The sequence below is a fragment of the Mycobacterium senriense genome (assembly GCF_019668465.1).
In the GTDB taxonomy this organism is placed as follows: domain Bacteria; phylum Actinomycetota; class Actinomycetes; order Mycobacteriales; family Mycobacteriaceae; genus Mycobacterium; species Mycobacterium senriense.
Genome location: NZ_AP024828.1, coordinates 5141912 through 5155748, shown reverse-complemented (window position 1 = coordinate 5155748; position 13837 = coordinate 5141912). Strand labels below are relative to the sequence as shown.

The 13837-nt window shown below is 61.5% G+C and carries 10 protein-coding genes; 1 reads left to right on the top strand and 9 read right to left on the bottom strand.

Features of this window, described 5'->3' with window-relative positions; all coding sequences use genetic code 11:
- Nucleotides 1-7: 7 nt before the first annotated feature.
- The 9 genes from MTY59_RS23920 to MTY59_RS23880 form a co-directional block, all read right to left on the bottom strand.
- On the bottom strand, nucleotides 8-1708 hold the full coding sequence (locus MTY59_RS23920) for an HAD-IIIC family phosphatase (RefSeq protein ID WP_221043350.1): 1701 nt from the start codon (nucleotides 1706-1708) through the stop codon (nucleotides 8-10).
- Nucleotides 1709-1829: 121 nt separating this feature from the next.
- Complete coding sequence (locus MTY59_RS23915; RefSeq protein WP_284145244.1) at nucleotides 1830-2807, bottom strand: glycosyltransferase family 2 protein; 978 nt, start codon at nucleotides 2805-2807, stop codon at nucleotides 1830-1832.
- Nucleotides 2808-2810: 3 nt separating this feature from the next.
- Complete coding sequence (locus MTY59_RS23910; RefSeq protein ID WP_284145243.1) at nucleotides 2811-3791, bottom strand: glycosyltransferase family 2 protein; 981 nt, start codon at nucleotides 3789-3791, stop codon at nucleotides 2811-2813.
- Nucleotides 3788-4579 (bottom strand): ABC transporter permease, encoded by a 792-nt coding sequence (locus MTY59_RS23905; protein ID WP_221043348.1) that lies wholly within the window; start codon nucleotides 4577-4579, stop codon nucleotides 3788-3790. The genes MTY59_RS23910 and MTY59_RS23905 overlap by 4 nt, the downstream gene beginning before the upstream one ends.
- Entirely contained in the window at nucleotides 4580-5320 is a 741-nt protein-coding gene (locus MTY59_RS23900; RefSeq protein WP_221043347.1) for an ABC transporter permease, read from the bottom strand.
- Complete coding sequence (locus tag MTY59_RS23895) at nucleotides 5317-6264, bottom strand: ATP-binding cassette domain-containing protein (RefSeq protein WP_221043346.1); 948 nt, start codon at nucleotides 6262-6264, stop codon at nucleotides 5317-5319. The genes MTY59_RS23900 and MTY59_RS23895 overlap by 4 nt, the downstream gene beginning before the upstream one ends.
- 176 nt (nucleotides 6265-6440) lie before the next feature.
- Nucleotides 6441-9359 carry an MMPL/RND family transporter gene (locus MTY59_RS23890; RefSeq protein ID WP_221043345.1) on the bottom strand — a complete coding sequence of 973 codons (2919 nt, stop codon included), beginning with the start codon at nucleotides 9357-9359 and terminating at the stop codon, nucleotides 6441-6443.
- Nucleotides 9360-9448: 89 nt separating this feature from the next.
- The gene (locus tag MTY59_RS23885) at nucleotides 9449-12343 is read right to left on the bottom strand and encodes an MMPL/RND family transporter (protein ID WP_221043344.1); all 2895 of its coding nucleotides are present in this window, start codon (nucleotides 12341-12343) and stop codon (nucleotides 9449-9451) included.
- Nucleotides 12340-12759: an MmpS family transport accessory protein gene (locus MTY59_RS23880; protein ID WP_221046624.1), complete on the bottom strand. Its 420-nt coding sequence runs from the start codon at nucleotides 12757-12759 to the stop codon at nucleotides 12340-12342. Before MTY59_RS23880 ends, MTY59_RS23885 begins: the two co-directional genes overlap by 4 nt.
- 846 nt (nucleotides 12760-13605) lie before the next feature.
- Between MTY59_RS23880 and MTY59_RS23875 the strand changes: the two genes are divergently transcribed.
- The gene (locus MTY59_RS23875) at nucleotides 13606-13836 is read left to right on the top strand and encodes an MbtH family protein (protein ID WP_221043343.1); all 231 of its coding nucleotides are present in this window, start codon (nucleotides 13606-13608) and stop codon (nucleotides 13834-13836) included.
- Nucleotide 13837: the final 1 nt, after the last annotated feature.

Sequence of the window (13837 nt, the reverse complement as noted above, 5' to 3'; positions counted from 1 at the left end):
GAAGAGCCTAACCGTGGTCCGCGCTGGGCCCGAGTACCGAGACCACGACCGCGTCGGGTACTAGAACTTTATCGAATCGGATCCGGTCGACGATGACCTCGTCAGTACTGGCGTCCTTGTCCTCAAGACCGACGATATCTGTGAGCCAACGGCGTGCCGGGGTATTCCGGTCGGTCCGTCGCACCTGAAAACACACTTCACGTACCTCCTCCCAACACGGGAGTGCCTTCAACGCCTGCGTGACCAGAATGGATTCGAGCCCGCGGCCCATCGCGCGGCAGCTCATTGCGAGCTCGTCAACACGAAGCCGGTCCCCGTCTTTTCGAACCAGTACTAATGCGATCACGCCGCTGTTCGACAGGCGATCCGACAGTGCCACCGAAATCACGTAGGCGCCTTCATCCCGCATCGCTCGTTGCAAGTCAGATTCGTTTAGCCGGGCGACTGCGAGGTTGAATTGGTTGGTTTTGGCGCTCAGATCAGCGAGCCGAGTCAACTGTTCCTCGCGATCGATGCCGACCTCGGCCCGAACCCCAAGTTCCTCCAAGTAGCGATCGAAGTCCACGGCGCCCTGTAGTAGTTCTTCCCGCGCAACGTTCGCAGCGAGATCGCCGGCGCGGATGGCAGCGGCGTCATCGGTCGACCATCGCCAGAGGCCCGGGTGCCATCGCAAAGCATTGACAGTACGATCCGCGTCAGCTTGAGCAAGGATGAGCGATACACCCGCGCATCGAAGGCCGACGGTTAATAGTTCGCCAGGGTTGTCGTCGACGAAAACCACAGCGTCTTTACCTATTCGGGCTCTGGCAGCCGCGCGGCGCACCGCATCAGCCTTTGAGCCCCAGGAAACTTCGACGGTGAAGAAGTCCTCAAGAGCCAACCCGTAGTTGATTTTGCGCGTCGCGAAGAGGCGCTCTACGTCCTCTGGCTCATTACGTGATATGAGCGCGAGCAACACACCGCTCGCAGCGAGCTCCTTCAGATGGCCGTGCAACCTGGCATGTGCGTCGCTAACTATTACTCCCTCTATACCATCCTCACCGAGAACGCCTTGATGCAGCGTTTCGTCGAGGTCGACCGCAACCATTTTGAGGGGCGGAAGCATCGTTGCCGGCAACCAATGTGTGCCTAGGGCCCGCGCAAGTTGAACTTGCGCGTCTCGGGAGATGCGACTGCCTGTCAGGGCGGCGGTGCGCTCGTCGATGAGGATGACACCGGCTTCATCGCAAACTGCCAACGGGTTTGCGCAGTGCACTCCGGGCAAGTTCTCGAGCCGTTCAACCACCGCCGCGACACGGGCCCGCTTGTCTGAGATAGGAACCACAAGCACCGGTCCGGCAGCGGATGCCGCACACCAGGTGACCCGACTTACGAACCAGTCCAATGCCTCGTCGTCGTCAAGTGTCAATCTGTCGAGGTCGTACCAGATTAGGTCGATCTCAGCGCCGGAGCAGGGGGTCAGAGCCAGCGTGTCGTCATACCCTCCAAGCGCTAACTCGAGGTCGAGGCCAGCTGTCAGCAGAAACGGGTCGAGCAACGGTTGTAGCGGCTCGATGGCGTGGTTGCGCCACACCGCCACAGTGCCTTGCAGTTTTACAGGTTCGTCGATCTTCAAAGCTGTGACCTCCGCCCGACGCGGGCGAGGCGCGGTGAGGATCTCTTGGCGGTGGAATTGCTCAAGGAGATATTGGCCTTCCGTAACGCTCATGTCGGCGAGCCTACGCAGGTCTGATCATGTTCGGCGGTGACTTCAACATCCCAATTGCCATGGGACGCATTAGAGGACATTGGAGTCTGAGTTTTCCGCAGGTAATACAGTGGTGATCCCATCACGCGCGCGAGCCATTGGGAGGAGGCTCATTTCCTTTCAGTTCGGCCCGGAAACCTCGGGCGCGGACGAACTCGCGATACGGTGCTGCCGCCAATATTTTCGAGCGGGGCCATCGATCTGGCCCATAGATCAATACCTCCAGCGCTCGCACGGCCCACACCGGCAACCACCATAGCGCTGAAATCACGCGAATGCTCGTGGGAGACGCGGGGTCGACGACCAACCAGGTGATGATCCGCAACCGATCGAGCCACCAAGGACGCATTGTCAAGGCATGTAGCGTAAATGGCGTGTGATGCCGAACTGAAAGTTCCTTCGGGACAAAGCAAATCGCTGATCTGAGCATCAAGCGTAACCACAGGTCCAAGTCGGAAAGATTAACGATATCGTCGCGGAATCCGCCAGCATCGATGGTCAGCCGGCGTCGCAACATCACGTTGGTCGGCTCACCTACCCAGTTGGTGCCGAGCCCCTGCAAGGTCATTTGCTTCGCCAGCGATGCTCCCTCATTACGCGCTTCTAGCCTCCGAAAACGGTTATGAAGCGTTCCCGACCGCTCGAGCCACAACTCGTCATCAGTCACCACGCGCCGGGGAGCGAAGGCCAGCCCAACAGCTGGATCGTCGAAGCATTCAGCAAGTGTCTGCAAGGCTCCCGGAAGCAGATAGTCATCACCGTGTACGAATTGAATACATTCGCCGCGGGCAAGTTCTATACATTTGTTGTGGTTTCGTGCCGCGCCAACGCGAGATTGATTGCGGACAAGTCGGTCTCCCGGTCGCAGCAATGACCTGGCGATCGCAACGCAGTCGTCCGACGATTGGTCATCAACGACAAGAATCTCGAAATCAGCCTCCTGTTCCAGAATACTCCGTAGACAGCGCTCAATGGTGGAGCTGTTGTTGTGCATCGGCACGCACACCGAAATGCGTGGCGGCGCCTGGGGATCCTCAGCGCTGAAATTCGTAGATTCCACGTCCTATGAACCGCCCGGACTTAGCGGTGTATGCACGAGCCGTTTGCGAAACCGTCTCGCCCGCGTGAACTCCCCAACGGGAGCCGCCAGCAACGTCTTCAGTCGCGAGGAACGCTGAGGCCCGAACAGCGTCACCTTGATGAGCAGCCCCAGCCAGGCGAGTAACCACCATGGTGTCGCGGCAGCGCGGACGAGACCAGTAGCCGCCGGATCCACGATCATCCAGGTCAGAATGCGCAGCTGGTCGAGCCAGTGTCGCTGGGCCTTCGTGATATTCGCCGACTCGGTGGTCGCGGTGTGGTGCCGCACCGAGAGCTCCTGTGGTACAAAGCAAACCGCTCCCCGCAGCATGAGGCGCAACCAGAAATCGAGGTCGACGGTCTGATAGACGTCGTCCCGCAAGCCGCCCGCGTCCAGTGCCAGCCGGCGCCGGAACATCACGCAGCTCGGTTCGCCGATCAAGTTGGCGCTCGCACCCCACAAGGCCACCAACTGCAGGACCAGTGACGATCCGCGGTTGTGCTCGCGCAGCTTGGCAAAGTAGACGTGGAGCTTGCCCGGCGCTTTTCGTCGCTCGCTCCAGGGCAGGTCGTCGGTCTGCACCCGCCGGGGTGCGAAGGTCAGCCCGACGGCGGGATCGTTGAAACAGCGGGCGAGCGTCCGCAGTGCTCCTGGGAGTAACCAATCATCGCCGTGCAAGAACTGGATGTACTCGCCGTGGGCGAGTTCCAGGCACTTGTTGTGGTTTCCGTTCAGGCCAAGGCGAGACTCGTTGCGTATCAGGCGGTCTCCCTCACGCAGCAGGGATGCGGCAATACTTGCTCCGTCATCCGACGACTGGTCATCGACGACAAGGATCTCGAACTCGACGCCATCCTGATCCAGGATGCTGCGCAGACAGCGCTCGATGGTTGCGCCGTTGTTGTACATCGGCACGCACACCGAGACCAGGGGGTTAGCCGGTATGTGGTCAGCGTGAGTCACGCGTTGGCCTCGGCGGCTAACCGGTAGCCACGCACGGCCACCGGGATGAACACCGCGAGTAACGCGACCGCCCAAATCAATGTTGTCACAAGGGGCCACATGATCGGGCCGCCATGCGCCAAGGACCGCATCGTCTCGATCGGCGGCGAAATGGGTTGTACGCGGATCAACGGCTGAGCCCAATCCGGAAACAGTTTGATCGGCGTGGCACCGGGATTGACGAACGCCAGCGCAAAAGTGACGCCCAGCACCCAGGTCATCGCGGTGCGGCCGTTGTTACGTATAGCCATCGCCATCACCAGAGCGGTGAAGCCGGTGACAACGATCGACGGAATCAGCAGGAAAAGCAGTGCCGCGGGCCAACCCTGGTGGAAGCGCAGCCCCATTGCCAGCCCCAGGGCGGTGATCAGCACGGTGCCGAGCAATGCGCGCATTACCTCGGCGATGATCCAGCCGGTGATCGCGCTTGCCCGGTGAATCGGCAGCACCCACAACCGGCTGAGTAGGCGCGACTCGCGGTCCATGGTGATGCCGACCGAGTTGCCCAGGGACCCGAACAGCCCGGAGATCACCGCGCACATGGGAACGATGCCGTAGATGCTGTCCACGCCCGTGACCCTCTGCACCTGCTCGCCCAGCACGATTTTGTAGATGAACAGCAGACAGACGGGTAGCAGCAACGACCCCAGCAGCACCGCCTGGTCGCGCCGCCAGCGGAGCAGGAGCCGGCCGGCCTGAACCCAGCTTTGAGTCCACAGCGACCCTTGTGGCTCGAGGCGATGCGTCACCTAACCGCGCCTCTGCATCCGCAAGGTGATCGCGCCGAACACCAGGACCATGCCCAGGCACCAGGCAAGGGTGGCCAATAAATTGCCGGGGATCACGTGGCCAGTGGCCAGGCCGCGCAGGGTCTCGGCGAACTGTGACACCGGCTGGTTGCGGACGTAGGGGCGCAACCATTCCGGGAAGGTCTTTTCCGGGGCAATGCCGGTGGACAGCATGAACAGCAGCAGCTGAGGGACGAACAGCAGGTGGCTGGCTCCCTGAACAGATTTGGCTCGCGATCCCAGCGCGTCGGCGCCCAGTCCCACGGCCAGGCACAGCAGCAACGAGATGAGCAGGAAGCCCGCCGCGTAGCCGAATCCGCCGGTGATCCGGAAACCGAAGGCATACCCGGCAATCAGCGCCACCAACAGGGAGAGCACCGCGCGCATCTGGGTGGCCGCCGTGCGGGCGGTCACGGTGGCTGCCGCGGCGACCGGCAACGTGCGCATTCGCTCGCCGAACCCGGACACGTGGTCACGCGCGGCCCGGTCCGCGGTGAGCAGCCCGACGAAGATCATCGATTGCGCGACCACCGCGGGGAGGAAATATTGCGTGTAGCTGATGTGCCCGGTGTCGACCAGGCCGTGCAACGCCACACTGAACCCCGCCAAATAAGCTGCCGGCGAAAGGATCTCAAAGATCATCTCGCCGTCGCGAGCCGCCGACATCAGCGAACGTTCGGTGAGGGCGGACAGGGCGCTCATGACCGGGCGGCGGTCCGTTCGGTCAGATGCAGGAAAGCCTCGTCGAGCGAGGGCTTACGCAGCGAGATGTCGGCGAGCTCGAGTCCAAGCGCGTCGACCCGTCGGAACACCTCGACCAGCGTGGCCACCCCATCGGGTGCGAACACTGACACCGAATTCGTGTCGCCGTCGACATCGACGCCCTCGAGGCCGTTCAGCGCCGCCGCGACCTGAGCCAGGTCAACGGGATTGGCGGGGGTCACCTGGCAGTAGCTGGTACCCACCGCACGCTTGAGCTCCTCGGCAGTGCCGCTGGCGATTACCTGCCCGTGATCGATGACGACGATCGAATCGCTGAGCACGTCGGCCTCTTCCAGGTACTGGGTGGTCAGCAGCACGGTGATGCCTTGCACGGTCAGCGAACTCACCAGGGCCCACACGTCGCGGCGGCTGCGTGGGTCCAGCCCGGTGGTCGGCTCGTCGAGGAACAGCACCCGCGGGGGCACCACCAGGGCGCTGGCCAAGTCGACGCGCCGGAACATGCCGCCCGAGTAGGTCGACAGCCGCCGGTCGGCGGCGGCGACGAGATCGAACTGTTCGAGCAGTTCGTCGGCGCGGGCCTTCGCACGCTTGCGATTCAATCCGCGCAGCCTGCCGAACAGGACCAGGTTCTCCCGGCCGGTCAGCATCGGATCCATCCCGGTGAACTGCCCGGCCATCCCGATGCTGGCACGTACCTCGGACGCCTGGCGGATGATGTCATACCCGGCGACGCTGGCGCGTCCCGAGCTGGGGCGGATCAGCGTGGAAAGAATGTTGATCGTGGTGGTTTTGCCGGCTCCGTTATGGCCGAGTACCCCGCACACCGTTCCGGCCGGAACCGAGAAGTCGATGCCGTTCAACGCGAGCGTGTTCCGCCCGAATGTCTTTGTGAGGCCTACAACCTCGATCGCAAGTGCACTCACGGTACGAGTATTTCACGGTGCGATGCGGCGTGCGGACGGTATAGATAGATAGCGATAGGGGAGATGGCCCAGGCCTTTCCGTCGGGCAAAATCATTGGCGTCCAATCTTTCTCGTCGCGCTTTTCGCGGAGGGCGTTGACCGCTCGCTATCCGGGCAACGAAACGACGAGGACCACCTATACGGTCGGCCTGGCGATCGGGATCTCGGCGGTGTCGGCATCCATGTCGACCTCGTCGTGGTGGAGCAAGGTGCGTACCGATTGACGCGTTCCCACCGAGCGAAGCAACAGACTGGCCGGCCTTGGCCGCACCAATTGCGGCCACCAGAACCACCGCCCGAGCAGCGCGGCGATGGTAGGCGTCATGAACGAGCGCACGATCAAGGTGTCGAACATCAGGCCCAGGCCGATCGTGGTACCGACCTGACCGATGATGCGCAGGTCGCTGACCACCATCGACGCCATGGTGAACGCGAACACCAGCCCAGCGTTCGTCACGACCTTACCGGTGCCGCCCATCGCGCGAATGATGCCCGTATTTATGCCGCCGGCTAATTCCTCTTTCATACGGGATACCAACAGCAGGTTGTAGTCAGAGCCGACCGCCAATAAGACGATCACTGACATCGGCAGCACCATCCAGTACAACTTGATGCCAAAGATGTACTGCCAGATCAGCACCGAGATCCCGAACGATGCGCCCAGCGAAAGCGTCACCGTGCCCACAATGACCAAGGCGGCCACGAAACTTCGGGTGAGGATGAGCATGATGATGAAAATCAGGCACAGCGCACCAATGCCGGCGATAAAGAGGTCGTAAGTGGAGCCGTCCCGGAAGTCCTTGAACGTCGACGCGGTACCTGCGATATAGATCTTGGAGTTTTCCAACGGAGTGTTCTTGAGCGCCTCTTCGGCCGCCAGCCGGATCTTGTCGATGCGGTTGACGCTTTCAGACGTCGCGGGATCGCCCCGGTGCGAAATGATGAAGCGAGCGGCCTTCCCGTCCGGCGACAAGAACTGGGCCATCGCGCGCTTGAAGTCCGCGTTGTCGAAAATCTCGGGAGGCAAATAGAACGAGTCGTCGTTCTTGGAATCATCGAACGCCTGCCCCATGGCGGTGGCGTCCTTGTCGTTGCTGTCCATCTGGCCGAGGATGCCGGACATGGTGCTGTGGTTCGTCAGCATCATGTTCCGCATGTCCTCGGACATCGCGATCATCGGCGGATACTGCTCGAGCAGCTGAGGCATCAGCTTGTCCATGTGATCGAGATCTTGGAGCAGCCCTACCATCTTGTCGCTAAGCGTGTCGACGCCATCGAGCGTGTCGAAAATGGATCGCAGGGAAAAGCAGATCGGAATGTCGTAGCAGTGTTTTTCCCAGTAAAAATAGCTGCGCAACGGCCGGAAGAAATCCTCGAAGTCTGAAATATGATCACGCAAGTCCGAAACAACATCAGCCATTTCTTTGGTCTTCGTGATCGAGTCGTGCGTGATGTCGGTCATGCGGGACTGAAGTGCATATATCCGCTTCATGATCTCGATCTGCTTGGCCATCATGTCCGCTTGGATCAGCATGTCGTCCATGCGCGCCCGCATGTACTTCAAGTCCTGACCCATCGTCGCCTGCTGCATGCTGAGCAGGAACGGAATCGACGTGTGCTGGATCGGTGTTCCCTCGGGTCGCGTTATGCCCTGCACACGAGCGATGCCGTGAACTGCGAAGACCGCCTTCGCAAGTCGGTGCAGCAACAGAAAGTCTGCCGAGTTCCGCATGTCGTGATCGGATTCGATCATCAAAATCTCGGGCATCATGCGCGACTGGTTGAAGTGGCGGTCTGCGGCCGCGTAGCCGACGTTGGCGGGAACGTTATCGGGCATGTAGAGCCGGTTGTTGTAGCTCGTCTGGTAGCCGGGCAAGGTCACCAGGCCCACCAGGGCGACCGCTATCGTCGCGCACAGAATGGGCGCGGGCCAACGGACGATCGCCGTGCCGATCCGCCGCCACCGGCCGAACCCCATCGCACGCGTCGGGTCGAACAACCCGAAGCCACTTCCGACGGTCAGGACCGCCGGAACCAACGTCAGGGCGATCACCACCGAGATGAGCATGCCCACGGAGCAGGGCATGCCCATGGTTTGGAAGATGGGCATGCGGGTGAAGCTCAGGCACAACATCGCCCCGGCGATCGTCAGACCGGAACCCAAGACGACGGGGGCGACGCTGCGATAGGTGGTGAAGTACGCGCTGTGCCGGTCTTCGCCGGCCTGGCGCGCCTCTTGATAGCGGCCGAAGAAGAAGATCGCGTAGTCCGTGCCGGCGGCCATTGCCAGGGCCACCAGCAGGTTGACGGCGAACGTGGACAGCGGCATCCAGCCGTTATTGGCGATGAAGGCGATGACACCGCGAGCGGCGAAGACTTCGACCCCGACGGTGAGCAACAACAAGATGACGGTCGTGATCGAGCGGTACACCAGGAGCAGCACGACGAAGATGATCAAGGCGCCGATCATCGTCATTTTCAGAATGGATCGGTCGCCGGCGAGCTGCATGTCGGAGAACAGCGCCGACGGACCGGTGACGTAGGCCTTGACCCCGGGCGGCGGTGGTGTCCGCGCGATCACGTCGCGGACCGAAGCCACCGATTCCTGGCCCAGGGTGGTGCCTTGATTGCCCGCCAGGTTCAACTGCACATAGACGGCCTTACCGTCGGGGCTCTGGGCACCCGCCGCGGTGAGGCGATCGCCCCACAAATCCTGCACATGCTCGATATGCTTTGTGTCGCTTTTTAATTCAGCAACCAGCTTGTCGTAGTAGGCATGTGCCTGGTCGCCAAGCGGCTGCTGTCCCTCCAGAACCAGCATCGCGAAGCTGTCCGAATCGGATTCCTTGAAGTCCCGGCCCATGCGCTGCATGGCCTGCACCGCCGGTGCGTCTTGAGGAGCGAGCGGCACCGAATGCTGTTGGCCCACAATCTCGAGCCGTGGCACGCCGAACGTCACCAGCAGGGTCAGCGCCACCCAACCGATGATGATGAACACCGCAAGGTGGCGAATGGTCCGCGCGAAGCGTGACGGCCGGGGTGGGTGCGTGGTCATAAAGCCCTCGACAGGCCGGCGACGTTATTGCCCTGTGTCACAGTGTTCCCCAAGGTCGCTGTTCCCATTTTGAAGCGGAAAGCCGCCACTTACTGCGGCTGCTTCAGGAGCAGTGAACGCACCAACGGACGGGGCCCGGTGTGCCGCAGCATCGTGCTGGCCGGGCGGGGGCGCACCAATTGTGGCCACCAGAACCAGCGTCCCAGCAATGCGGCGACGGACGGCGTCATGAATGCCCGCACGATCAACGTGTCGAATATCAAGCCGATGCCGATCGTCGTGCCCACCTGGCCGATGCTGCGCAGCTCGCTGACCCCCATCGAGGCCATGGTGAACGCGAACACCAAGCCGGCGTTCGTCACGACCTTTCCGGTACCGGCCATGGCGCGGATGATGCCCGTGTGGATCCCGGCAGCCAACTCCTCCTTCATGCGGGAGACCAATAGCAAGTTGTAGTCGGAGCCCACCGCCAACAGCACGATCACGGAGGTGGAAAGCACACTCCAGTGCAGTTGCATGTGCAGCAAGTACTGCCAGACCAGCACGGACAACCCGAAGGACGCACCGAGCGATAGCAGAACCGTGCCGACGATGACCATGGCGGCAATGAAGCTTCGCGTCATGATCAGCATGATGATGAAAATGAGGCAGATCGCGGATACGCCGGCGATCAAAAGATCGAACATGGATCCGTCCACCAGATCTTTGGTAATCGCCGCGGTACCGGTCAAATAGATCTTGGCGTTTTCCAGGGGAGTGCCCTTGAGCGATTCCTCGGCCGCCGTCTTGATCTGTTCGACCCGATTGAGGCCATCGGGCGTCGACGGGTCGCCCCGCTGGGAGATGAGCAGACGGACGTCCTTGCCGTCCGGCGACATGAACACCTTCTCGATCCGCTTGAACGACTCGGACCCATTGATGATCCCGGGCGGCAGGTAGAAGGAATCGTCGTTCTTGGAGGCGTCGAACGCCTGTCCCATGACGCTGGGATCCTTTGCGCTCGAATCCATTTGGCCCATGACGCCGGACATGGTGCTGTGCATGGTCAGCATCATGGTGCGCATGCCCGACATGGTTTCGATCATGGGCGGGATCTGCATGACCAGCTGCGGCAGGACCGCATCCAGCTGATCGAGGTCCTTCACCAGGTCGCCCAGTTTGTCGCTGATCAGGTCAACGCCATCGAGCGTATCGAAGATGGATCGCAGCGAGAAGCAGATCGGGATGTCGTAACAGTGCTTTTCCCAGTAGAAGTAGCTGCGGAGCGGGCGCCAGAAATCCTCGAAGTCGGAAATGTGATCGCGCAAATCTGATGTGATGTCCTGCATTTCATGCGTCGTCCCGACCATGTGGTGCGTCGTGGCGACGAGCTCTTTCATCAGGTCCAGCATGTGCTGCATGAGGCCGATCATCTTTCCCAGCTCGTTGGCCTGGGTGAGCATGTCGTTCATGCGGTCTTTTTGGAAAGCCATGTTCTGCATCTGGCTCGCCTGACCCATGCTGATGATCCAAGGAATCGTCGTGTGCTGCAGGGGCGCTCCCTCGGGGCGGGTCACGGTCTGCACCGTCGCGATTCCGGGGACCGCCAGCACGCCCTTGGCGAGTTTATTGAGGACGAGCATGTCCGTCGGGTTACGCAAGTCATGATCGGTCTCGATCAAGAGAATTTCGGGCATCGACATGCGCTGGCCGGGGAAGTGCCGGGCCGCGGCCGCATACCCCACGTTGGCGGGAATGCGGTCCGGAATGAATTTCTGGTCGTCGTAACTGGGCTTGTAATTCGGCAGCGTCAACAGCCCGATCAGCGAGACGGCCAGCGAGGCGATGAGGATGGGCGCCGGCCACCGCACGACGGCCGTACCGATCCGTCGCCACCTGCGGGTCGAGAGTGCACGCCGTGGGTCGAACAGACCGAACCGGGCTCCGGCGGCCAGAAGGGCCGGGCCCAGCGTTATCGCGACCAGGACCGCGACGGAGATACCGACGGCGCAGGGGATACCCAGCGGCTGGAAAAAAGGAAGTCGGGTGAAGCTGAGGCAGAGCACCGCGCCGGCGATGGTCAACCCGGATGCCAAAACGACCTTGGCGACACCGTTGAATGTGGTGTAGAAGGCCTCTTCTCGGCTTTCGCCCGCATCCCGCGCCTCTTGATATCGGCCGACGAAGAAAATGCCGTAGTCGGTACCCGTCGCAATAACAGCGGCGACCAGCAGGTTGACGGCAAAAGTGGTAAGGCCGACCAACCCGAGGTGGCCGATCAGCGCGACCATTCCGCGCGCGATCTGCAATTCAAGGCCGACGATCAGCAACAAAAGAATGACCGTGACAATCGAGCGATAGACGAGCAGCAACGTCAGGAAGATCACGGCAAGGCTGACCAGCGTAACCAGCATGATGCTCTGCTGACCGGCGATATTCATGTCCGCGATGATGGGTGCGGGCCCGGTCACGTAGACCTTTAATCCCGGCGGGGGCGAAGCCTCCTGCACGATCTTTCGAACGGCCGCCACGGACGCGTCACCCGCGGCCGCGCCCTGGTTACCGTTCAGGTTCACCTGTACGTATGCGGCCTTACCGTCCTGGCTTTGCGCGGCGCCGCGGGTCAGCGGGTCGCCCCAGAAGTTCTGGACGTGCTGCACATGCGCGTGGTCGTTTTCCAGAAGCGTGACCAAGCGGTCGTAATACGTGTGCGCCTCGTCGCCGAGTTGCTGCTGGCCCTCCAGCAGGATCATCGCCAGAGCGCCGGAGTTGGTCTCGTGGAAGTCCTGGCCGAGGCGCTCCATGGCCTTGAAGGACGGTGCGCCCAACGGGCTCAGCGAGACCGCGTGCTCGGCCTCGACCTTGTCCAGTGGCGGGACGCTGACGCTGAGCAGGACGGCGATCCCCAGCCAGCCCAAGATGATGGGAACCGAGAGGCGGTGGATGATCCGCGCTATCCGTGGTCGCGCGGCCGGCTGGGTTTCCAGTTGGTGGTGGGTACTCATGTGGCCGTCAACACGCAGTAGGTGAAGGCGTTCAATTCGTGCGAGATCCTCTCGGCTTTGACGACACCGTCGACCACGATGCGGCAGCCGAGACTATCGCTATTACCTTGCGCGACCACATTTCCCACGATCGATGGCAGCGTCGTCGAGATGTCGAACGACCACGGCAACTCGATACCGTTGATGTGGTTCGGCTCGCCGTTGGCGTCAAAGTAGCTGATGTCGGCCGTCGACCCGGCGGGGCCGAAGACCTCATACTTCACGTGCTTGGGGTTGAACGGTTTGGTGTCCTGCTGCCTGGATTCGGCATATGACGGGCGCTTCTCGGAACCGAAGACGCCGTGCAACCGCGAGACTGTCATACCTCCAGCGACAACGACCGCCACGATGACCAGCGGGATCCACAGCCGGCCCAGGAAGCTGAACAACCCAGGACCCTTTTTCGTGCGCGTCGGCTGAGAGCCGCTTCGCTGCGCGGGTGCCGTTGAAGATCGACGACCAAAGCCTAGGAAACGACGTTGGCTAATGTCTCGTCCTTCCGCGATGGTGTTGTCAGGCCGGGCCCGGACATCCGAATTGACCACTGCACCCCCTTCAGCCGTGTCGCGCCCGCTCGGTGTTCGCTCCCGACCATGCAACTACACACCGGTCGCAACGCGCCAGGCGACACGGCTCCGAATGCTGGGCCCGTCGCCGACCAGTCGTTTTTTTGTCACCTCTTGCGAGTCCCGCCCCCAGGGAGCGCGACCAGGTCTTGATGAGTAAACCACGCCAGTCGCTTCCGCATCGGTGCTTTGCGAACGCGTTGCGGGATCGTAATGCCTACGGCGTTTAACGACGTCGCGCTGATCGCGAATCCGCCCGAGGACCCCCGCGACGCCGCATCGCCACCTAAGCACAACACACGGCACGTGTCACAGGCGCAGACGGTTCAAGGTTCGTCACCGTAGCCGGGTCGCTTTCGTATCTGGGTGATTTTCCCGGCTCTGTGGCTTCGGCTAGGCTGTGTGGCGACAAGCACAATAACTTCATCGGCCTGAAGGACGTGCCTGCTCCAATAGCGAAATTTCGCAGCCAACGCCATTGACGCAGGTCACTGCTGCGAATTTGGGGCATCGGGGCCCCGCCGCACACCAATCACTGGATGGCATCAACGCCTTCTGGGTCACCAGGGACTTTAACCAAACCACGGGCGAGCGATCTAGGGCTCAACTATGGTTTGGACCTGTTCCACTCATGTCCACTATGCATCCTGGAGAATTGTGAGCATCAACCCATTCGACGACGACAACGGCAGCTTTTTCGTCCTTGTGAACGACGAGGAGCAACACAGCTTGTGGCCGGCCTTCGCCGATGTTCCAGCCGGCTGGCGAGTCGTCCACGGCGAAGCCGACCGAGCCTCGTGTTTGGAGTACATCGAGCAGCACTGGCCTGACATTCGGCCGAAGAGCCTGCGCGACAAGCTCGCAACGGGCCGGGGTTTTGACGAATAAG